Source organism: Amphritea atlantica (genome assembly GCF_018860855.1).
GTDB lineage: Bacteria > Pseudomonadota > Gammaproteobacteria > Pseudomonadales > Balneatricaceae > Amphritea > Amphritea atlantica_A.
Genome location: NZ_JAHKQE010000032.1, coordinates 1 through 20,027, shown reverse-complemented (window position 1 = coordinate 20,027; position 20,027 = coordinate 1). Strand labels below are relative to the sequence as shown.

Sequence of the window (20,027 nt, the reverse complement as noted above, 5' to 3'; positions counted from 1 at the left end):
ACGTTAGCTGACTGTCTTTGAATAACTCTGCCGATCAATATCGACCACCTCAATGGTCACCGAGCAATCGACCAGCTTTAGTGCATTGATGGTTGCTAAAACACCGGCCGACAACCTCTGTTTTTCCGCATCCGTACGGCCAGCAAGAATTCTAACAGTCACATGTACAAAGTCAGCGTTAGTATTACCGGTTTGATAAACACTATAAGGCAAACCCCTCACCTTAATATCACTGCCATCCGCGGTAAATAGCCCTGAATTCAAAACCCCCTGAAAAACAGGTGACAACAGCTCCTCACCCTTTAATGATGCTGAATGTTCGATAATACAATGTGGCATAAAGACTCCTGTTGTCGACCCCTACAGTGGATGCTTAGTCGGTTATAAGTACATTTAAGCAGGTCAAAAAAGCGGGGCAAGCGAGGCCTCAACCTCAACTGGGCTCAGGATTAAACACCCATCTCATTTTGCAGCTCTTTAAGCTCATCGAGAATACGGATGAATTTTTTACCAAAGGGTGTGGCGACATACTCCACTTTCGGCGGAACCTCGTTGTACTCAATGCGCTCGATAATGCCAAACTCTACATTTTTTCGCAGACACTCATTCAGCACCTTAGTGGTTAACCCCTCGACACTACGCACCATTTCCCCCGGCCGGTTAATGTCTTCAGCCAACAACTGATACACCGTTAACGACCATTTACAGCGAAAAACAGCCTCGACCATTCGCGCACTTCGCTCTGGGGCTGAATTTCTCAAAAATATTTTCCCTTTATTAATCATAAAGATGTACCCATTAGTACCTACCTTACTGAATTGTACCTACTATTTGAAAACAGCTATTACTCGTAATCTTCATACCACATTACAGGCACCAATGAGGATTATCAGATGAACACAACACACCAACCTATTGCGCTTATTATCGGTGGATCGAGCGGCATGGGGCTAGCAACCGCTAAGCTATTATTGCAGCGTAATATAAAGACAGTTATTGTCGGTCGCAACCAAACAAAGCTAAATAAAGCCTATGACGAACTTTCTGCGTTAGGTGATATTAGTACAATTCAAGCAGATCTATACCAACCGGAAGATATCCAGAGGGTCACTGAGTTTGCCAACGACCATAATCTGCATATCAAATATTTACTGAATGCGGCGGGATACTTCAAACCCACCCCCTTTGTGGACCACAACAACAGCGACTACGATATCTATCATGAGCTGAACCGCGCCCTATTCTTCATTTCACAAGCGGTAGCCAAAAACATGATCACGCATAACGGCGGCTCGATCGTCAATATTGGCTCGATGTGGGCAAAACAAGCCATTAAAGCCACCCCGTCTTCAGCTTACTCTATGGCTAAAGCCGGCTTACACGCCCTCACACAGCATATGGCCATGGAGTTAGCGGACCATCATATTCGCGTTAATGCGATCGCTCCCGCGCTGGTCAAATCAACCATTTTCGAATCATTTATAGACCCTGCAGTCATGGACGAGACACTTGCCACCTTTAATGGTTTTCACCCCATAGGTCGCATTGGTCAACCGGAAGATGTCGCCAAGGTTGCCAATCTGCTATTAAGTGATGACACAAGCTGGGTAACCGGCGCTATATGGGATGTCGATGGCGGTGTACTCGCCGGCCGAAACTAAAACCCCAGAAGGTAACCAATAGACCCATTGGTTACCTCTCAAAGAGGGACTGCGATAGGGACTGTGACTATTAGCCCATCCGATGAAACGTATTACGGAGCATTTCGTTCCGCAGGACTGGTTTTAAAATCTATGAGCACGGCATGAGGGTCAACTTCATTGCGATGCTCCTGCGCCGCTTGCGCCCACCAAATTAATTGCATCAAGGTCCGGTTAAAGTAATCAAACCAAGACGTTTGATCCTCTCCGGTTTGCATTGACCCATCTTCTAAAAAAATCTCTTGCGCTTTAGGTACATGAATCATCGCCGAAACCGGCAAGCAGCCTAGCTCTGAAAGGAATGTCCGCATCCCAACCGCCGCACGCATACCACCCCATTGCCCGGCCGAATAAGTCACGATGGCACTCGGTTTATAGGAAAACAACGAGCTACCGAAATGGTTTAACAGATTAGCCAATGCAGGACTCATTGAATGGTTATACTCAGGGCTGATCATGATAAAGCCATCCGCGGCTTCTATTTTCTCCGCCAGCTCATTTAACACCGTCGGCGCCCTACCCTTAGGGTAAGCAAAATGCGGTTTAAACACCGATTCCAACGGATAGTCTAAGGCATCCACCAGCTCTACTTCATGCTCGCCATAACGTCCAACAAAACACTCAAGGCAGGCTTTCGCAACCCGCAAACCAAGACGAGCGGGCCTTGGAGGCGTACTATCGCGGACGGTACCTAAAAACATTAGAAACTTCATTTATTGCACTCCATCAATGGCATTGCTGAGCAGCCCCTTATCTACGACACAAAACACTGACCAGACCGGAAACCGAGTAACTCAAACCGCTAGGGCAAGCTGCTTAGTAAGCTGTTAAGTAAGCTACTAGGTAAGCGGTTTGATTGAAGAGATAAGTATCGTTACATCATATACAGAAAAAGGCTCTACTCCCCTCCGTTATACCGCAACTAGCGCCCTACGAGCAACGCCCATGACCCTAGCAAAATAGGTTCAACGACCACACGACAAAATGAATATCCTAAAAGAGAAAAATAACCGATTGAGCAACACACTCGTGTATCAGTGATGATCAACAAGCGATATCAAATACAAGTAAGACAGGAATAGAGCGCCTCATTAAGCTCACATGAGTAAGATCACACGAGTGCTCAACAACGCGAAGGCTGAATAAGACTTTATATTGAGTTAAGCGACGAATGTCAGGTCGCTGGCAGCCTGACATTCGTTCTATTCGTTAACCTAAGAGAGTAGCGTGCGCATATACAACCATGCCCACACGGAACAACTCAGTTCAGGCAACCTATGCCTACTGAAGCCTACTGAGCAGTGTAACCACCGTCAATAACAACCGCTTGACCGGTAATACCACGCCCGCGGCCACTGGCTAAAAACAGGCAATAATCCGCCACTTCACGGGACTCTAGCAAACGCTTCTGCGGTACCAAAGGATAGATAACCTCCTCCAGTACTTTTTCTATGGGTACACCCCGTGTTTTAGCTAGGTCATTTAACTGGCCACGCACTAACTCGGTATTCACATAACCAGGGCACAAAGCATTGACCGTAATGCCATGTTCAGCGCCTTCCAACGCCGCCACCTTAGTTAAGCCGATCACCCCATGTTTAGCTGAGTTATAGCCAGCCTTACCCGCAAAACCAACTAATCCATTAATCGAAGCCAGGTTGATGATGCGCCCACCTTTTTGCTGCTTCATCACAGGAAAGACCCGTTTAATCGTCAAGAAAGGCGCCACCAGCATGATATCTAACAACTTGCGATAACTAGAAGATGGAAAGTCTTCTATCGGTGCAACATGTTGTATACCCGCGTTATTGATCAGCACATCTAGGCCACCAAACTGCTCCACCACTTGATCGATAGCGGCATTGAGGCCCTCTTCATCGGTTACATCACAGGCAACACCCATGCGATCAGGCCCAGCACCACCAAGCAGGTCTAGTGCCTCGGCCAATGCTGTTTTATCAAGATCGAGAATAGCCACGCTATCCCCTTCCTCTAAGAAAGCGCTCGCAACCTCAAAACCAATGCCTTTAGCTCCTCCGGTAATAAGTACTCGTTTTCCAGCCATATTCTTCACCTTTTCATTGATACAGTCTATTTACGCTCATAACAGTCCTGGTAGCCAAAGGATAATGGCTGGAAAAGCAATACAAAGTATTAAGCCTGTCACCTGTAACAAGACATAAGGAATAATCGAACGATAAATAGTCGTTATTTTAACACTGCTATCAGTAACCCCTTTTAAGTAAAAAAGAGCATAGCCAAAAGGCGGTGTTAAAAAGCTCGTTTGTAAGTTTATTGCCATCAGAATAGCAAACCAAACCAATGTCGCTTGGGATGACATACCAAAATCGAGCAAGCTAATCACCGGCAATAACAACGGTAAAACTACATAGCTAATTTCTATCCATTCGAGGAAAAACCCAAGAACGAAGATCATGAGCATGATGGATAAAAGTAAACCATAAGGGCCTAAGCCGATAGAGTCGACAATATCCATAATGAGATAGTCACCGCCAAGCTTTTTGAATATTAGACTAAAAGCCGTTGCCGCGACGACAATAAAGACGATCATAGCGGTACTTTTAGCGGTGTCATAACAGACGTCTCGCAAGGTGACATAGTCCAACTTGCTAGCGAAGATAGCCAAAAAGATTGCACCTAAGGCGCCGATGGCTGCCGCTTCTGTCGGTGTGGCAATACCACTCATAATAGAGCCCAGTACAGCCACCATCAGAAAAACAGGCCCGACAAGGTCTCTTAGCAGAGCTAAGGGTAAAGGTGTGGTATCCGTGTCTAGATCATCAGGATCGGCTAAAGGCATCCACTCAGGCTTAAGCCAGCCGGTAATCAGTATGAATGCAACATACAGCACACCTAACATCAAACCGGGTATCAATGCCGCCTTAAAAAGATCACCGACCGATACCTGCATAATGGAGCCCATGAGCACCAACATAATGGAAGGTGGAATAAGAATGCCCAAGGTACCTGAAGCGGCGACTACCCCTAAGGCCATCTCCTCCTTGTAATTTTGTTTGAGCATGACTGGCAGCGCTAACATCCCCAGCATTACAACAGACGCACCGACAATCCCGGTACTTGCGGCCATGACCACTCCGAGCAGGGCCACCGATATTGCTAGACCACCACGCACTTGGCCAAAGAGTCTCTGCAACGTCAACAAGAGACGGCTAGCAACGCCAGATTTTTCTAACATCAAACCCATAAAAACGAAGAGCGGAATAGCGATATACAGCCAGTTCTCAACGACTCCACCGAAAATACGTGATCCCATTATGCCGAGATAAGGCAGAGGAACATCCGCAACCAGGGAAAATATAATACTCAGGCCACCCAAGACAAACGCAACGGGATAGCCTGTAAAAATACCGATTAACAGACAGACTACCATCAAGATAGGCAGCATATATTCAATGAACATGGAAAGGCTCCTTCGTTGCTCGTGTAGGATCCAAGACAATTGAAAGACTATAGAAAACTCGCCCTAAAGCATTTAAGGCCATAAAGACTAAGGCCACCGATAGCGCACCTTTGATGATATAGCGATCAGTAAGGCCGCCAAAATTTGATTGTTCGCCTGAATTAAAACTCATCATCACCTGGGGCCAATAAAGATAGGCAACCATTAGACAAAAAGGAATTAACAAAAATAGATGCCCAATTACATCAACGAGATGCTGACCTCTTGGGGAAAAACGATGATATAACAGGTCAACCCGTACATGAGAGTTGGTATGCAAAGCGTAGGTTGATGAAAAAAGTACTAGAAAACCGTAGAGGTACCACTGCAGCTCAGTCGCGGAGTTGATGGTGAAAGCATTTTTAAAAAGAAACACATCACTATCCCAACGCAACAGCTCATTCATACCTAAGACATTCATGATAATCGTTGTCATGACCGCGGCGATGACTGCCAGAACGAGCCAGCTAGTCAACCGTCCCACCCAAACTCCCACCCCGATGAGGGGTTGGGAGATTTGATGCAGGGCCGCCGCCACTTTTAAGTGAACGGCGTCTTTCATTATTTTAGCTCCTGCAAGTCATACCAACCATCGATCAGTTTGGCATGCGCCATCAATGACTCATAAGCCTCTTTGAAGCTTGGGTTAGTCTTCATCTCTTCAGCGAGGACTTCATTCCAAGCGCCTTCAAGCTCAGTCAAGGTTTCATCATTAAAGCGTCTAACTTCGAAGCCTTCTTTCTTTTCCATCCGAGCAATAGCACGCATCTGCTCTGGTGGTGAAGAGGTCATAGACCAAGCTAGAGTAGACTGACAAGCGGTCTGGAACTGTTGCTGCTGCTTCTCGCTATACTTAGCCCAAACATCTTTATTGATGATCAGAGAGAACCAACTTGCAGACTGATGCCAACCGGGGAAGTAGTAGTATTTGGTAATGTCATTAAAGCCCATTACTTCATCTACCTGGGGAACGGAGAACTCCGCACCATCGATACGACCACGTTCCAGTGCTAGGAATATTTCACCACCGGGCACTAGCTGAGTCGAAGCTCCAAACTTGTTAAGTACTCGCGCACCTAAACCAGAGATCCGGAAACGTAGGCCATCAAAATCGCTGGCAGAGTTAATCTCTTTGTTATAAAAGCCGCCGGTTTCTTGTGGTGATACAAAACAAGGCAGAACCTTAATATTGTAATCATCATAAGCCGCCTGAACGAATTTAGTACCATCACCCGCCCACATCCAAGAAGCAAAGGCTTCAGGTGTTGGACCAAACGGCAGTGCGCCATACAGGTTCAGTAGAGGAATTGTACCGGCCCAATAGCCCATCCAATCCCAGCCAGCATCAATAGCGCCGGTAGAGACCGCATTGAATACTTCAAAAGCAGGGACTAGATCACCCGGCTCATGTACACGAAAGTTGATTTTACCATCAGAGGCGACTTTGATCTGCTTACCCATATACTGGGCACCGGCACCAAGAAAGTTGTTAGTCGCAAATGTACTAGCAACATCAATACTTTTTGGACCATCAGCGAGAGAGGTTGTCGATAGAGCGATCGTCGCAGCCGCTATTGCAGCAACGAAAGGTTTTTTTATCATGATATCAACCCTAATTTTTATGATTATTTTAGGAATTGCTAGCCACTTTGCGTGCTAGCCTTTTACTTAAAGCAACACTTGAGCCAGATAACAAAAATACATTTAAAATCAACAACTTGAAAAAACCACTATTACTTTTGACCTATTTCCCTCTTTAAAAAGACCTCACATATTCCTGTTTTCCGGAATCTATTGATGCAAATGCCTTCAAACCCACTCGTTATAGGTGTCCGAATAACCGGAACGATTCCGATAAACAGGAAAAAATACGGGTTATGCCTTATTTATCATACTAAAGTCTTAAATTTCAGTGTGTTATCGAGCCAATAACGGCAAGTACGGCCCACGTTTGATCGTTTATGCAGGAGAATATTCACGTTATCGATAATCGAAAACTGAATAAAATGAGATGAAGGGATACACATTGAGGATTGAGTTTATTGCACTCGATAAATCATCCAGTGCAAACACCCAAGAGAGCTTGTAGTTATGTAATTAGCGTCTTTCTCTGAGCAGCCTAGCAACAAGCTGATGATAACCATCAATCATTGAATGATTCGCCGGTTAGTTGATAGCGAACTAATTTGTCATAAATCGTTGTTTTACCGATACCCAGCACCTTAGCTGCCTGTTGACGATTACCTTTGCAAGCCACGAGAGTCTGCTCAAGTATCTCCTTTTCGGCTAAAGCTAACCGCTCTTTTAAGGTTCCCTTTTCCAGATGATGATCACTGATATCAATACCTTCAGTTAAGGCCGCAGGCAGGGCCTGCAAAGAGATCTTATAACCTTGGCTAAGGTAAAATGCCGATTCAATCGCATTTTCCATTTCCCGCACATTACCTGGCCAAGCATATTCCAACATCCGCGTTAAAGCATCGACCGTCAATTTAGGCGCTCTACGTCCGGTACGACTCGCTAAACGGGTGAGAAAGTGCTCGGCCAGCGCTGGAATATCTTCACGACGATCCCTAAGTGGCGGCAATGCAACGGAAACAACATTGATGCGGTAATAAAGATCCTCACGAAACTCATTTGACTCAACTAATTTTTCCAATGGTTGGTGAGTCGCCGTGACTAGGCGCACATCTATTTTCACTAACCGATTAGAACCCACCGCCTCAATCTCACGATCTTGCAATACGCGTAGCAGTTTGGCCTGCATGCTCAACGGCATATCACCGATTTCATCGAGAAACAGAGTGCCTTTGTTGGCTAATTGAAACTTACCCTGCTTACCACCGCGCTTAGCGCCAGTAAAAGCACCTTCGGCATAACCAAAGAGCTCTGACTCCAATAGGTGTTCAGGAATAGCGGCACAGTTAATCTTAATGAAGGGCCCTTTGGATCGTTCAGATAATAAGTGCAGTGCATGGGCGTACAACTCTTTACCGGTACCGGACTCACCCCGGATGAGTACAGAGGCATCGCCACCCGCCACTTTCTTGATTTTTTCATTTACATTTTGAATAGCTGGGCTGCGGCCTATCAAGTCATTGATATGATAATGCGCACCGGTTTGCTCTTTATCGAGGGCGCGACGGTAATAATCTAAATCGGATACCAGCGCCTTAATCTGAGTGTTTATTTGCTGCCATTGATGGGTGTCGTGGTAGACCACAAAACCAATGGCGCCGATAATTTTACCCGCTCGACGAATAGGATAACGGTTGGCAATCATGTGCCGTCCGCGTATCTCCTGTAACCTCGACAACTCTTTTTCGCCACTTTCAAGCACGGAATGCATCCGCGTATTTTCAATCACATCAACAACGTTGAACCCATAGGCCTCTTCCCGTTTAATGCCAAGAAACTGTGCATAGGGCCGATTAATAAATTGAATTTTAGCGACATGGTCAACGACAACAACCCATTCATCTAAGGCATCTAAAGCCAGATTTAAACTATCAAGGTCTCTGTTTAACTGCATATCCATCATTTTGACTCAGTAGCATAAAGGTAGTTAGGGATTTAACGTCGTTAGCAAAGCGGTATCTTAACCGACAAGCTAACCTATTGGCTAACCCGACACCTTGGGGTAGTGCTCATCCACGCACCATAAAAAAGGCCGATGCGTTAACATCAGCCTTTATTGTTCTTTTTAGCGATACTCAGCGTACCGCTATTTGAGTGTCAGCTTACAAGCGAATCAGTACATTCTTAATATCAGTATATTTTTCCAGTGCATGCAGCGACTTATCCCGGCCGTTACCTGACGCTTTAACGCCACCAAAAGGTACCGTGGAATCGCCTTCGCCCCAAGTATTGACCCAAACCATACCACTTTCGACTTTGCGACTGACTCGGTGAGCACGGGAAAGGTTTTGCGTCCAAACAGCCGCCCCTAGACCATAGACAGAATCATTGGCCAACGCGATAGCCTCCTCTTCAGTCTCGAACTCACAAACGGCTAGCACCGGCCCGAAGATCTCCTCTTTCACAAAGGTCATGCCGTTGTGGGCATTATCGACAATGGTTGGCTTAGCAAAGAAGCCTTTACCTTGCTGATATTCTGGCAGCCCGCCCATGATCACATGACCGCCCTCTTCCTGAGCCAAGCGAATATAACGTTCGACTGTGGCGAGCTGGGTGCCATCCACCATCGGGCCCATTGTGGTCGCAGGGTCTAGCGGATCACCTGGCTGAAAGCTCGCGGCCGCTTCCACCAAGGCCGCCACAAATTCCTCCTTGATGCTTTTATCCACATAAAGACGAGAACAAGCGATGCATACTTCGCCCTGATTACAGAAGATCGCCGCCGCAGACGCGGCTGCTGCGGCTTTAATATCCGCATCGGCAAATACAAGGTTCGGCGATTTACCGCCCGCTTCCAACCACACCCGCTTCATATTTGTTTGGCCAGCATAGCCCATCAACATACCCGCCACTCGGGTTGATCCCGTAAATGCCAGCACATTAACATCCATATGCAACGCCAAGGCTTTACCCGCGGTATGCCCAAAGCCTGGCAACACATTCAATACACCTGCAGGAATACCGGCTTGTACGGCAAGTTCCGCCAACCGTAGAGCACTTAACGGGGATTTTTCTGAAGGTTTAAGCACTACAGAGTTACCCGCCGCCAGTGCTGGAGCGATCTTCCAACTCACCATCAATAACGGATAGTTCCAAGGGGTAATAGCGCCTACGACACCCACCGGTTGATGATGAATCATCGCAAGGGTGTCATGCCCTGTCGGCGCAATTTCACCATAGACTTTATCGATGCTCTCGGCGGTCCAACGAATGCAATCGATCGCATCGGGCACATCGATATTTACCATTTCCGAGATCGATTTACCCATATCCAAGGTATCCAGCAAGGCAAATTCATCCTGATGCTGTTCAATCAAATCTGCCCAGTGGAGCATAATCTTTTTCCGATCCCGTGGGTGCATCTCAGACCAACTGCCAAGCCGGAAAACCTCACGGGCAGCGGCCACCGCCGCATTCACATCGGCTTCATCGCAGCTCGCAACATTGACCAATACTTGCTCGGTCGCGGGGTTAATACAAGGGAAGGTTTCGCCACTCGCCGCTGGCTGAAATTCGCCATTAATAAAAGCCTGATGATGGAAGTTCAGGGTTTTACTTTGAGCTTGCCATTCAGAATAACTTTTCATTGGTTATGTTCTCCACCATCACGGTTTTCTGCAACCTTAATACTAAAAGCGGCTTTGCCACTCAATAATTACGCTGCTAATTTAATTAAGCGTTAACGGCTTAAGCCTTTAATTTGCCAGTATAGGCGGCGGTAGCTCTCCTCCTCTATATATCCAAAGGGGTAGCCGTCGATTTTAGCTACTGCGACTTCATTCGTTCTCTTAATACACCTCATGAATAAGCCTCCATAAATAAGTACCTATTAATAGGTACATACTCATAGGTACTCATCACGGGGTATAGCCTTTCACTCACCGATCTCTAGATAATCAAGACTCATACATAATCTGAGGAACGACCGATGAAAAAGATTCTTACTGGGCTAGTAACAGCCATGGCCTTGAGTACTGCGGTTCAAGCGGCTGATGTATCCGGCACAGTGTCATTCACCAATGACTATCGCTTTCGGGGCCTTTCTCAAACGATGGGTGATCCTGCCGTCCAAGGCAGCTTAGATGTTGGTTTTGATAACGGCGTTTATGCCGGCATCTGGGGCAGCAATGTTGATTTTGACGATGATGCAAACCTTGAGATCGACTACTATGTCGGTTTCGCCAACGATATTAACGATGCGCTATCGTATGATGTGATGGCCGCCTATTACACTTATTCTGGCTATAGCGGCGAAGACTATGACTATCTAGAACTGATCACTAGCCTCTACTACAGTGATTTCAGCTTTAGCTATGCCTATGCTGGTGATTACGCCAACTCAGGCGACGAATCACACTACCTTGCCGTAGACTATAGCTATGGCATCAACGATGCTATCGCACTAGATCTGCATGCAGGCCACTCTTTCGGTGATGCTTATAGCGACGATTATGAAGATTACTCCATCGGATTATCTGGCAACGCTGTGGGCTTAGACCTATCACTTGCTTACCTGACTAACGACGTGGAAGGAAGCACAACCGATGACTTTGATGACGATACCGTCGTGTTCAGTGTGTCACGCACCTTCTAAGCGTTAAACCGACGAGTCTATGACTCGCATAATGATTAGGTATATGCCCCTTCATATACCTAAAAAGGCCATACAGAAAATTCTGTGTGGCCTTTTTTATTATGAAAACTGCGCGTAATATGCCGTTTTAATTTTGTCATGCTGAGGCACAAATGTCGGTTACTCTTCTATCGCTATTTATACCTACTTTTTTCTTTGTTTCGATTACACCCGGTATGTGTATGACGCTAGCATTGAGTCTAGGTATGTCGATTGGTGTCCGACGCAGCCTGCATATGATGTGGGGCGAACTGATCGGTGTTGGCTTAGTTGCCGCCGCTGCAGCAGCCGGTGTTGCCGCACTGATGTTACAGTTCCCAGAAGCCTTTATCTTTTTAAAACTTGGCGGTGGCGCTTATCTCGGCTGGCTGGGTTTTCAGATGTGGCAATCAAAAGGCAAGCTGGTGATGCAAGAACCCGGCGCTGAAATAAAGCAACAGGGGAAGTTACAACTGGCGCTAAACGGCTTTATTACCGCCATCGCCAACCCTAAAGGCTGGGCCTTTTTTGTCACCTTGTTGCCGCCATTTTTAGATCAGAGCCAACCACTTGCACCACAATTGGCCCTACTGATCGCCGTCATTTTGTCACTTGAGTTCAGCTGTCTGCTCATCTATGCCAGTGGAGGCAAGGCGATGCGTCACCTACTGCTAAACCGCAACAATGTTAAATTAATGAACCGCATCGCGGGGTCTCTGATGATCGCCGTGGGTGTTTGGCTGGCCTTTGGTTAAGTCTTTTTAACCTCAACCTTTTTGAGCTAAGCCTTTAAACTAAGCCTTGTAATTAGGCCTTTATACTAAGCCTTTCCAAGCGAGTCATCCCAAGCCACGTCATCCCAAGCCACCTCATCAAAGTCTCAACCATTTAGCCCTCAAGAAAGTTTAGGTGCGCGCTACTTTGAAACCGAAAACCGACGCGGCTGAGGCCTGCCGTGTGGTAATAACGAGTCGCCATCATCGTCGCCATACAATGTGTAATACTCCATCGCCAAAACATCCCACACCACATGGGTGGCATAGGTTGGAGGCACGCGATATAACTGATCATCCACTTGCTCGGCCTGATAACTATGATCTGGTGGGTTCAATAACAACGCGGCTAACTCATCGCCACGCCAACTGTAATACTGTTTCGGCATAGCAAATGCATTTGCGATCCAAGACTCCCTAAATGAGGGCTGAATCAATGATAATGAACGACAATCAAACCGCCCCTCGATACAGAAACTCCCAGACTCTAGATCAACAATATAATTCTCTGAAGCAAATTTATTACTTGTTGAGGCACAACCGCTCATCATCAACAATAAACACAAACCCATGCCATAATATTTCATGTTGTAGCACACCTTTTATTGGTATAAAGTCTTTACTATCAAGGAGAATCACTTAAAACAGTAAAGAGACATCGTCTAGTTAATATTCTAGTCGATGCATGCCTAAGCACATACCATCGATATTATAAGTAATATCAGATAAAGGAACTTACATGAGCCCGGCTGAAAAATGGACTTATCAAGCACTGGAAAACCGCACTAAAGCCCTAGCAATCGCCCTAGGTTTTCGCGACCGATCAACACTGGAACACTCTGCGCGAGTGCAAACGTTAGCGCTCGAATTAGGCCAAGCCATCGGCCTCAGTGACGTTCAGCTCAGCGCGTTAAGAATCAGCTCTAAATTCCACGATATCGGTAAAATAGGCATCCCTGATCGCATCCTCATGAAACCAACTAAGTTGGATACCGATGATTGGAAAGTCATGCAAAACCACCCCGCTATAGGTGAACAGATCGTCTGTTCAACCGAGCTAGAGGGAGCCGAACAAACCGCCCACATCATCCGCCATCACCATGAACATTTCGACGGTGGTGGCTATCCTGATCGGATTGCAGGAGAAGATATTCCGATCGGTGCGCGTATTATCAGCATCGTTGACAGCTATGATGCGATGGCCTTTACTCGGCCCTATCACAATGGACGTAGCCACGCCGACATCATCGCCTTGATCAACCGAGAATCGGGAAGTAAGCATGATCCTTATTTACTCCGCTACTTCTATCGGATGATTGAAACCAGCGTCAACCGAATCGCATAACCGCAATAAACTAACGTTAATCAGGAATAAGCTCGCCCACCACGCTAGTCACCGGCTTTACACCCGACCATACATCCAATGCCATATCTTCTGGATCATCATTAGGCCCACCAGCGCTGACCTTTACCGAGACCTCTTCAATCGGAAACGCGAACACGGCAGTCACTTTCATCTCCGTCCCGTTCGGCGGTCTCGCTTCTAAAGAACGCCCAGGGCTGTATTTATCCAACATGGCATCAAGCACAGTCCTTTTTTCCTCAAGGTTTTCAACCAAGCGACCTTTGCCATAAAGCACCATAGAACGAAAGTTAACCGAGTGGTGATAAGCCGAACGCGCAAACACTAAACCATCTAACAAACAGAGGGTGATACAAGCCGTCTGCCCCTTCATCACCTGCTGAAACAAACCGTTTTTAACCGAGCCATGCAAAAAGAGTTCGTCACCGACACGCCAGTGTGAACTCGGTTGTACCATTGCTTGACCATCGACACTGACACCAATATTGCATACCCAAGCTTCATCGATAATGCTATTGATCGTATCTCTGTTATAGCTCGCTTTTTTTCTCCCCCGCCGAACTCGGGTTCGTTCGGTTACAGCAACGTCACTCATGATTAATCCTCAACCACCATCTTTGGTAAAACATAAGATTAGCCGCTATAGTGGATCCAAATAAGATCCAATTATTGATATTTTGTAGGATCCATTATGAGTCAGCCACTTCATTCAGAACGGTTCACCCCTTTTCTACAACAAGAAAAGCTGCAACGCCCTCGCTATCGCGCGCTGTTCAACTACCTTCAACAACGTATTCTAGGAGGAGAGTTGCCATCAAACAGCCGACTGCCCTCCACCCGAGAACTCGCAGAGCTACTAAAGCTATCCCGCAATACCGTTAAACAGGTCTATGAGATGCTTCATTCTGAGGGCTATATCGAAACCCGTCAGGGCGATGGTAGCTACGTTGCTCTACAGCTTTCGCTCAGTCAGACTCAGCAAGCACGATCCCAACAGCCGCAGATACAACCGATTCAGTTATCGGCTATGAGCGCTCAACTAAAAGAAATTCGGCCGCTATTTCATCAGGATAAACAGCGACTATTACTCCCCGCTATACCGGCACTGGATCAGTTTCCATGGCCGGCATGGCAACGCTCGGTTGGACATGCGGGACGTCAAATGAGATTCAGTCGAGATCGCAACTTTATGGGAGAACCGCAACTACGCAACGAGATTGCCCGTTACCTCAACGCCACCCGAGGGATTCGCTGCACCACGGAACAAGTGATGATCTGTTCCGGTTCACAACAAGGAATGCAATTGGCCTTCTCCATGCTGCTCAACCCAGGCGATAAAGTATGGGTTGAAGACCCTGGATTTCCCGGCATCGATGGTGCGATCAGTAACGCCGGCGGCATTAAAGTCTCAGTACCGATCGACCGTCACGGCTTCCGTGCGGATCTAGCCCTCGCGAACCCACAGGCGGCACGGTTGGCATTTATCACCCCATCACGTAACTTCCCGCTGGGCTACACACTCAGTATCGAGCGACGCCTACAATTACTGCAATGGGCAAGAACACAGGGCTGCTGCATTATTGAAGATGACTATGATAGTGAGTTCCGTTTTGATGGCCCGCCGCTCACCGCGTTACAAGGGCTGGAGGGCGAACATTCGGTGATCTATTCCGGCACCTTCAGTCGCATTCTCCACCCCGCTATACGCCTAGCCTATCTGGTATTGCCGCCCGCACTTGTCGCGCCCTTTAACCAGATGCGAGGTTTTCTTGATGGAGGACTCTCCTCTCTGCCCCAATTAGCACTCGCGGATTTTATGTCTCGGGGGTTATTTGCAGGCCATCTGCGGCGCATGCGTAAACTTTATAAAGCACGCCGAGCTTATCTACGACAGCAAGTTGAACAACGCTTTGCAGGACAACTCACGCTAGAACCGAGTGATGGTGGGATGCACTGCGTATTCCTATTACCTCCAGATAGTGATGATAACGCGATCGTCACTGCCGCGATGCAACAAGGTTTAGGTATCCGTCCACTCTCCTATTATTACGATCAGCAATCCCCTCTGGCAGGCTTAGTGATCGGTTTTGCCGGTTACACAGAAGAGCAAATTGATGAGGGTCTAGCCCGACTCAAACCCATTGTTACCCAACAACTCGCCATCACTCACAAACATCGCTCATAAAAATAGCCCATAAAAAAGGCTGCCTACCTAAACCGGTAGCAGCCCTAATATCAACCAGCAGATCAGCAACGACTGTTAGCTCGCCTTTGGCTCGCCCGCTATTTTATTACTCGCCACGACATACAGATATTCCAGCGCCAGTGTTGCTCCAGCCAGCGAGGTAATCTCAGCATGGTCATAAGCAGGAGCAACTTCCACCACATCCATGCCCACCAGATTAAGCCCTTGAAGACCACGGATCACTTTCAGTGCGCAATCCATCGTCATGCCACCCGATACGGGCGTTCCGGTGCCTGGCGCATAAGCAGGATCAAGCCCATCAATATCAAAACTAACATAAGCTTTTTTATCGCCGACTCGGGCATGAATCCGCTCAAGAATAGCATGAGGTCCATGATCGCCTACCCAAGCTGCATCCAATACTTCAAATGGATGCCCATCGACATCATAGGCGGTACGAATGCCGATCTGAATCGAGTGTTCCGTATCCACCAACCCCTCTTCCACCGCATGGTGAAACAGCGTGCCGTGGTCATACTGAGTACCACCGGAATAGGTATCGGTGTGGGCATCAAAATGGATCAAGGCCAACGGGCCATGCTGCTTGGCATAGGCGCGCAATACCGGCAGCGTAATAAAGTGATCGCCGCCAAAGGTTAATGATGATTTACCCGCCGCCAGAATGGCACCGATATGCTGTTGCAGATTATCCACCATCGTTTGTGGTTCGCCATGCTTAAACAGCACATTACCGGAATCCGCCACCTTCAGATGATCATCTAAGGCAAATGGCCAAGGCCAACGCGCGCCTTCCCAAATCAGTTGTGCCGATGCCTGACGTACGCCACTCGGCCCAAACCGAGCACCCGGACGACCCGATGTTGCCATATCAAATGGCACACCCGCGACGATCACCTCGGCATCACTGTTTTGCAGATCATTGACGACCGGAAACTCCATAAAGGTCATCCCAAGCGAGCCATAAATAGGCAGATCGGCATTCGCCACGGTATTGGGTATATCAGACATCACTCACCTCTTAATTCACTCTCATCAATTAACACTAGCCTACCTCGCCAAGTGCAATTATTGAAATGCATAGTTACAATAACTACATGCATACAATTAATACCAAGATAATAGGATGAAATCTCTGCGCCAATTTGATCTAAACCTACTGCTACTGCTTGAGGCACTATTGACCGAATGTCATGTGAGTCGCGCAGCACAACGGATGTTTCTGAGTCAATCAGCCATGAGTCATGCCCTCAACCGTCTGCGGCAGCAACTCGATGACCCTCTATTAGTGCGCGCCGGTAATGGCCTAAAGCTCACCCCCCGTGCCAAATCAATGCTGCCCGATATCCGTCAAGCGATTCGCATGATTGAGCACAGTTTAAATCCGCCAGAGCCCTTTGATCCCACCCGTTCAGAGCGTTGTTTTACCATCGCTAGTACCGACTATTTTGAAGCGGTCACACTCCCTCCGTTGATGCAGGAGCTGCAGCAATCAGCCCCTGGTATTCGTATCCAGATAGAGGTTATTCGCCAGGATGGTAATGTTAAACAATTAGAAAACCGTGAAATAGATCTCATCGCAGGACTGGATAATAACCAACAGATCGATTCTCAATTAATCCGTCGAGCATGGCTTAGCGAGCCCTTTGCCTGTCTGGTGGCAGAAACCCATCACCTCGTTGAAGAGACGTTATCGCTGCAGCAATATTGTCAGTTAGACCATGTGTTGTTCTCCGACCTAGCCGGCGTCACCGCGGATCAGATCGACCGTTGGCTTGCAGGCCAACAACTGCAGCGCAACTTTATAGCCCGCACAGTTAACTACATGGCCGGAGCCCGTATCGTCGCACTCACTGATGCCGTGATGACCCTGCCACGACAGATGGCCTTACTCTTTGCTCAAATGTTACCGGTCAGATTGATGACACCCCCTAAGGAGATGCCCAACATCGAGATGGTTACCCTTCATCACCCGCTCTATTCGAATGACCCGGGCCTGCAGTGGCTGTTACAACGGTTGCATCAATAATCTGTCCTAGCTAAACACTTAACTAAACGCTTAGCCAAGCAAGTTTCAGGATCTATTAGTGAGCCGCCGTTTTAGAGAACACATTCATAATCACGACCCCGACAATAATGAATGCCATGCCGATAATCGCAGCTGTATCCGGTATCTCTTTGTACATCACCGCACTGATACCCGCGATAAGCACGATCCCCATGCCCGCCCAAACGGCATACGCGACACCAACCGGCACCGTTTTAAGCACCAGCGATAAAAAATAAAAAGCCGTCAGGTAACCGACCACACAAATAGTACTGGCTATAGGCCGACTAAACTCCTGCGATGCTTTTAACGCTAACGTACCGATGACTTCGGCACTAATCGCTAAAGCTAAAAACCAATAACCCATTGATAATCCCCTAACACGTATACCCAGGACACACCCTGAAAGTAACTTTGTAACATAGTGCCTTTTCTAGCGACACACCTTGACCACCTATTTTCCGTAACGGCCCGATCGTAGCGCGATTTTCCTACGCCGTTAAGTCATTTAACCATAAAAAAGGCTTACCGAAGTAAGCCTACAAACAATATATCTCAGATGTCGATTCAAAAGAACGGTGCTATTCGCCACTCTTCAGCTATTGCCCTAATCAACAATGATTTTCAATCAGGCAGTACAACTAAAATAGTTAAACCTTGTTAGCCTGTGCTTCATCCTTAACAAACCAATGATGTTTGGCGCTGCTAAGCAACATCAAATAAACACAAAATGAGACAAGAAAAGTGATCGGTGCAGAAAATAAAGCCAAAGAATCGTTAGCAAAATTAAGAATAACGATCCCGAGGCCGGCACCAGAAAACCAAGCGATTAAACCACAGGGATTAAATGAGGTCACCCGCTGAGGACAACATTCAATATGACCATCGAATAATTGATCATATTTAGGCGAGAAAATATGCGCCAAAGCAATGGCCACCCAAGCCACCACAAAAATCCCCTGATAAGCTAATGCTTGGAGAATAAAGCTGAATACATTTAACAGCATTAACGCGTAAACAACTGCTCCAACCGCGATTGCCCAAAAAAACCGAGGTACGGCACTCAATCCAAAACGCTCAAAAAACGCCTGCATATTTTCAGTTGCTAAATAGAAATTCGCAGTATTGATACGAGTTTGGCTAACCCATACAAACAACAACCCCCAAAAACCCATTAATTTAAGGATCGCTAAAACAACCGAAACCTCTGTTAAGGCGCCTTCATTTGGGATTGTGGCCACCAAAAAAATACCAATCACACCATTAATCATAAACGTAAATAAGTAGAATGGCATACCGAAGTTAATATTAGCATGGAAATCAGAGTCAGATTTTTTGCCGAAACGTGCATAATCCCAAGTGTATAACATCAGAATCCATACGCCCATAAAATAGGTAAAGCAGTTCCACCAACCATTCTCGGGATCACCACTTTCAGGCCCTAAATTAAGCCATGCATTGCTATAACCATAGGTATTAATTGATACTACGACAGCGGCTATCAAACCCAAAATATAAAACGGTAATAAAATACCATTAAATTTATCCAACCAACTTTGTACAGGTCCAAAGACCAGCGGCACGCTATACAACACGACAATCAGATAGGCAATTTCAATACTTAAAGAGGGAAAGTAACTCTGAATTGCTACGGCGATAACAGACCCTTCAAACAACGAATAATAAATCGCCGTTGCAAAAAAGATTAGGGTAGCCAAGCTGGCACCCATTTTACCAAATAACACTCTAGAAAAAAGAGCGACCGAAAGCCCCGTGCGGATAGCGTAACGGGTAATCACCGCATTAATTAATCCAAAAGTGACAACCGACAACCCCAAACCAATCAGTGTGTTAATCGTACCGAAATTCATTGCCAATGTTGCAGACAGCACTAGCCAAAACATCGCACTACAGATCGCCCACCAAGCCATGCTTAATGAGCCTCGGCTTATTCTTTCTTCATGGGGCACGGACAGAGTGGCCGAGCCACTACTTTTTTTAATATTTCCAGCCATAACAACTCCCAAATGCTATTTAATGATGTCCCCGATTAGGGATTCATTCAGATTACGAGAATTGGGCGATAGAGAATTGCCATACAGTGCATCATTTTTTGTTAATGAGGGAATAAAAGCAGATACTTCACTGACTTCACGACTCTTTGACATCATTCCTGTAAATACAATGAATACGCGAATTCAACTCCCAAG

The 20,027-nt window shown here is 46.8% G+C and carries 20 protein-coding genes; 6 read left to right on the top strand and 14 right to left on the bottom strand.

What is annotated here, in order from left to right; translation table 11 throughout:
* Positions 1-3: 3 nt before the first annotated feature.
* Positions 4-339 carry a 5-carboxymethyl-2-hydroxymuconate Delta-isomerase gene (locus KO512_RS15190; RefSeq protein ID WP_215953205.1) on the bottom strand — a complete coding sequence of 112 codons (336 nt, stop codon included), beginning with the start codon at positions 337-339 and terminating at the stop codon, positions 4-6.
* Between the two features lie 110 nt (positions 340-449).
* Entirely contained in the window at positions 450-761 is a 312-nt protein-coding gene (locus KO512_RS15185) for a winged helix-turn-helix transcriptional regulator (RefSeq protein ID WP_252735059.1), read from the bottom strand.
* Between the two features lie 132 nt (positions 762-893).
* On the opposite strand from KO512_RS15185, the gene KO512_RS15180 reads away from it, so the two are divergent.
* Positions 894-1,661 (top strand): SDR family NAD(P)-dependent oxidoreductase, encoded by a 768-nt coding sequence (locus tag KO512_RS15180; protein WP_215953203.1) that lies wholly within the window; start codon positions 894-896, stop codon positions 1,659-1,661.
* Positions 1,662-1,753: 92 nt separating this feature from the next.
* Here the strand turns inward: KO512_RS15180 and KO512_RS15175 are convergent, their stop codons facing one another.
* From KO512_RS15175 to KO512_RS15145, 7 genes are all read right to left on the bottom strand, one after another.
* A complete protein-coding gene (locus KO512_RS15175) occupies positions 1,754-2,413 on the bottom strand; it encodes an NADPH-dependent FMN reductase (protein WP_215953202.1) in 660 nt (219 codons plus the stop codon).
* Positions 2,414-2,991: 578 nt separating this feature from the next.
* Positions 2,992-3,765, bottom strand: coding sequence for a 3-hydroxybutyrate dehydrogenase (locus KO512_RS15170; protein ID WP_215953201.1), 774 nt, complete (start codon positions 3,763-3,765; stop codon positions 2,992-2,994).
* 36 nt (positions 3,766-3,801) lie between these two features.
* On the bottom strand, positions 3,802-5,142 hold the full coding sequence (locus KO512_RS15165; RefSeq protein WP_215953200.1) for a TRAP transporter large permease: 1,341 nt from the start codon (positions 5,140-5,142) through the stop codon (positions 3,802-3,804).
* Positions 5,132-5,743 (bottom strand): TRAP transporter small permease subunit, encoded by a 612-nt coding sequence (locus KO512_RS15160; RefSeq protein WP_215953199.1) that lies wholly within the window; start codon positions 5,741-5,743, stop codon positions 5,132-5,134. Before KO512_RS15160 ends, KO512_RS15165 begins: the two co-directional genes overlap by 11 nt.
* Positions 5,743-6,783: a TRAP transporter substrate-binding protein gene (locus KO512_RS15155; protein WP_215953198.1), complete on the bottom strand. Its 1,041-nt coding sequence runs from the start codon at positions 6,781-6,783 to the stop codon at positions 5,743-5,745. Before KO512_RS15155 ends, KO512_RS15160 begins: the two co-directional genes overlap by 1 nt.
* A gap of 541 nt (positions 6,784-7,324) precedes the next feature.
* Positions 7,325-8,713, bottom strand: a complete 1,389-nt coding sequence (locus KO512_RS15150) for a sigma-54 interaction domain-containing protein (RefSeq protein ID WP_252735058.1) — start codon at positions 8,711-8,713, stop codon at positions 7,325-7,327.
* Positions 8,714-8,921: 208 nt separating this feature from the next.
* Entirely contained in the window at positions 8,922-10,406 is a 1,485-nt protein-coding gene (locus tag KO512_RS15145) for an aldehyde dehydrogenase (protein WP_215953196.1), read from the bottom strand.
* Between the two features lie 341 nt (positions 10,407-10,747).
* On the opposite strand from KO512_RS15145, the gene KO512_RS15140 reads away from it, so the two are divergent.
* Positions 10,748-11,413, top strand: coding sequence for a TorF family putative porin (locus KO512_RS15140; RefSeq protein ID WP_215953195.1), 666 nt, complete (start codon positions 10,748-10,750; stop codon positions 11,411-11,413).
* A gap of 152 nt (positions 11,414-11,565) precedes the next feature.
* Positions 11,566-12,186 carry a LysE family translocator gene (locus tag KO512_RS15135; RefSeq protein WP_215953194.1) on the top strand — a complete coding sequence of 207 codons (621 nt, stop codon included), beginning with the start codon at positions 11,566-11,568 and terminating at the stop codon, positions 12,184-12,186.
* 161 nt (positions 12,187-12,347) lie between these two features.
* Here KO512_RS15135 and KO512_RS15130 read toward each other — a convergent pair whose 3' ends face one another.
* Positions 12,348-12,791 (bottom strand): hypothetical protein, encoded by a 444-nt coding sequence (locus KO512_RS15130; RefSeq protein ID WP_215953193.1) that lies wholly within the window; start codon positions 12,789-12,791, stop codon positions 12,348-12,350.
* 152 nt (positions 12,792-12,943) lie between these two features.
* On the opposite strand from KO512_RS15130, the gene KO512_RS15125 reads away from it, so the two are divergent.
* On the top strand, positions 12,944-13,549 hold the full coding sequence (locus tag KO512_RS15125) for an HD-GYP domain-containing protein (RefSeq protein WP_215953192.1): 606 nt from the start codon (positions 12,944-12,946) through the stop codon (positions 13,547-13,549).
* Between the two features lie 16 nt (positions 13,550-13,565).
* Here KO512_RS15125 and KO512_RS15120 read toward each other — a convergent pair whose 3' ends face one another.
* Positions 13,566-14,162 (bottom strand): pyridoxamine 5'-phosphate oxidase family protein, encoded by a 597-nt coding sequence (locus tag KO512_RS15120; RefSeq protein WP_215953191.1) that lies wholly within the window; start codon positions 14,160-14,162, stop codon positions 13,566-13,568.
* Positions 14,163-14,258: 96 nt separating this feature from the next.
* On the opposite strand from KO512_RS15120, the gene KO512_RS15115 reads away from it, so the two are divergent.
* Positions 14,259-15,752: a PLP-dependent aminotransferase family protein gene (locus KO512_RS15115; protein ID WP_215953190.1), complete on the top strand. Its 1,494-nt coding sequence runs from the start codon at positions 14,259-14,261 to the stop codon at positions 15,750-15,752.
* 75 nt (positions 15,753-15,827) lie between these two features.
* On the opposite strand, the gene speB is transcribed toward KO512_RS15115, so the two are convergent.
* A complete protein-coding gene (speB, locus tag KO512_RS15110; RefSeq protein WP_215953189.1) occupies positions 15,828-16,781 on the bottom strand; it encodes an agmatinase in 954 nt (317 codons plus the stop codon).
* Between the two features lie 115 nt (positions 16,782-16,896).
* On the opposite strand from speB, the gene KO512_RS15105 reads away from it, so the two are divergent.
* Positions 16,897-17,799 (top strand): LysR family transcriptional regulator, encoded by a 903-nt coding sequence (locus KO512_RS15105; RefSeq protein ID WP_215953188.1) that lies wholly within the window; start codon positions 16,897-16,899, stop codon positions 17,797-17,799.
* Positions 17,800-17,854: 55 nt separating this feature from the next.
* Here the strand turns inward: KO512_RS15105 and KO512_RS15100 are convergent, their stop codons facing one another.
* On the bottom strand, positions 17,855-18,184 hold the full coding sequence (locus KO512_RS15100; RefSeq protein WP_215953187.1) for a DMT family transporter: 330 nt from the start codon (positions 18,182-18,184) through the stop codon (positions 17,855-17,857).
* A gap of 283 nt (positions 18,185-18,467) precedes the next feature.
* Complete coding sequence (locus KO512_RS15095; protein WP_215953186.1) at positions 18,468-19,832, bottom strand: purine-cytosine permease family protein; 1,365 nt, start codon at positions 19,830-19,832, stop codon at positions 18,468-18,470.
* Between the last annotated feature and the right edge of the window lie 195 nt (positions 19,833-20,027).

Excerpts from the sequence above, each read along its gene's own strand:
- KO512_RS15175 (WP_215953202.1), bottom strand. The coding sequence starts at position 2,413 with ATGAAGTTTCTAATGTTTTTAGGTACCGTCCGCGATAGTACGCCTCCA.
- KO512_RS15165 (WP_215953200.1), bottom strand. The coding sequence starts at position 5,142 with ATGTTCATTGAATATATGCTGCCTATCTTGATGGTAGTCTGTCTGTTA.
- KO512_RS15150 (WP_252735058.1), bottom strand. The coding sequence starts at position 8,713 with ATGCAGTTAAACAGAGACCTTGATAGTTTAAATCTGGCTTTAGATGCC.
- KO512_RS15160 (WP_215953199.1), bottom strand. The coding sequence starts at position 5,743 with ATGAAAGACGCCGTTCACTTAAAAGTGGCGGCGGCCCTGCATCAAATC.
- KO512_RS15100 (WP_215953187.1), bottom strand. The coding sequence starts at position 18,184 with ATGGGTTATTGGTTTTTAGCTTTAGCGATTAGTGCCGAAGTCATCGGT.
- KO512_RS15145 (WP_215953196.1), bottom strand. The coding sequence starts at position 10,406 with ATGAAAAGTTATTCTGAATGGCAAGCTCAAAGTAAAACCCTGAACTTC.
- KO512_RS15120 (WP_215953191.1), bottom strand. The coding sequence starts at position 14,162 with ATGAGTGACGTTGCTGTAACCGAACGAACCCGAGTTCGGCGGGGGAGA.
- KO512_RS15125 (WP_215953192.1), top strand. The coding sequence starts at position 12,944 with ATGAGCCCGGCTGAAAAATGGACTTATCAAGCACTGGAAAACCGCACT.
- KO512_RS15170 (WP_215953201.1), bottom strand. The coding sequence starts at position 3,765 with ATGGCTGGAAAACGAGTACTTATTACCGGAGGAGCTAAAGGCATTGGT.
- KO512_RS15130 (WP_215953193.1), bottom strand. The coding sequence starts at position 12,791 with ATGAAATATTATGGCATGGGTTTGTGTTTATTGTTGATGATGAGCGGT.
- KO512_RS15135 (WP_215953194.1), top strand. The coding sequence starts at position 11,566 with ATGTCGGTTACTCTTCTATCGCTATTTATACCTACTTTTTTCTTTGTT.
- KO512_RS15180 (WP_215953203.1), top strand. The coding sequence starts at position 894 with ATGAACACAACACACCAACCTATTGCGCTTATTATCGGTGGATCGAGC.
- KO512_RS15105 (WP_215953188.1), top strand. The coding sequence starts at position 16,897 with ATGAAATCTCTGCGCCAATTTGATCTAAACCTACTGCTACTGCTTGAG.
- speB (WP_215953189.1), bottom strand. The coding sequence starts at position 16,781 with ATGTCTGATATACCCAATACCGTGGCGAATGCCGATCTGCCTATTTAT.
- KO512_RS15155 (WP_215953198.1), bottom strand. The coding sequence starts at position 6,783 with ATGATAAAAAAACCTTTCGTTGCTGCAATAGCGGCTGCGACGATCGCT.
- KO512_RS15140 (WP_215953195.1), top strand. The coding sequence starts at position 10,748 with ATGAAAAAGATTCTTACTGGGCTAGTAACAGCCATGGCCTTGAGTACT.
- KO512_RS15095 (WP_215953186.1), bottom strand. The coding sequence starts at position 19,832 with ATGGCTGGAAATATTAAAAAAAGTAGTGGCTCGGCCACTCTGTCCGTG.
- KO512_RS15190 (WP_215953205.1), bottom strand. The coding sequence starts at position 339 with ATGCCACATTGTATTATCGAACATTCAGCATCATTAAAGGGTGAGGAG.
- KO512_RS15115 (WP_215953190.1), top strand. The coding sequence starts at position 14,259 with ATGAGTCAGCCACTTCATTCAGAACGGTTCACCCCTTTTCTACAACAA.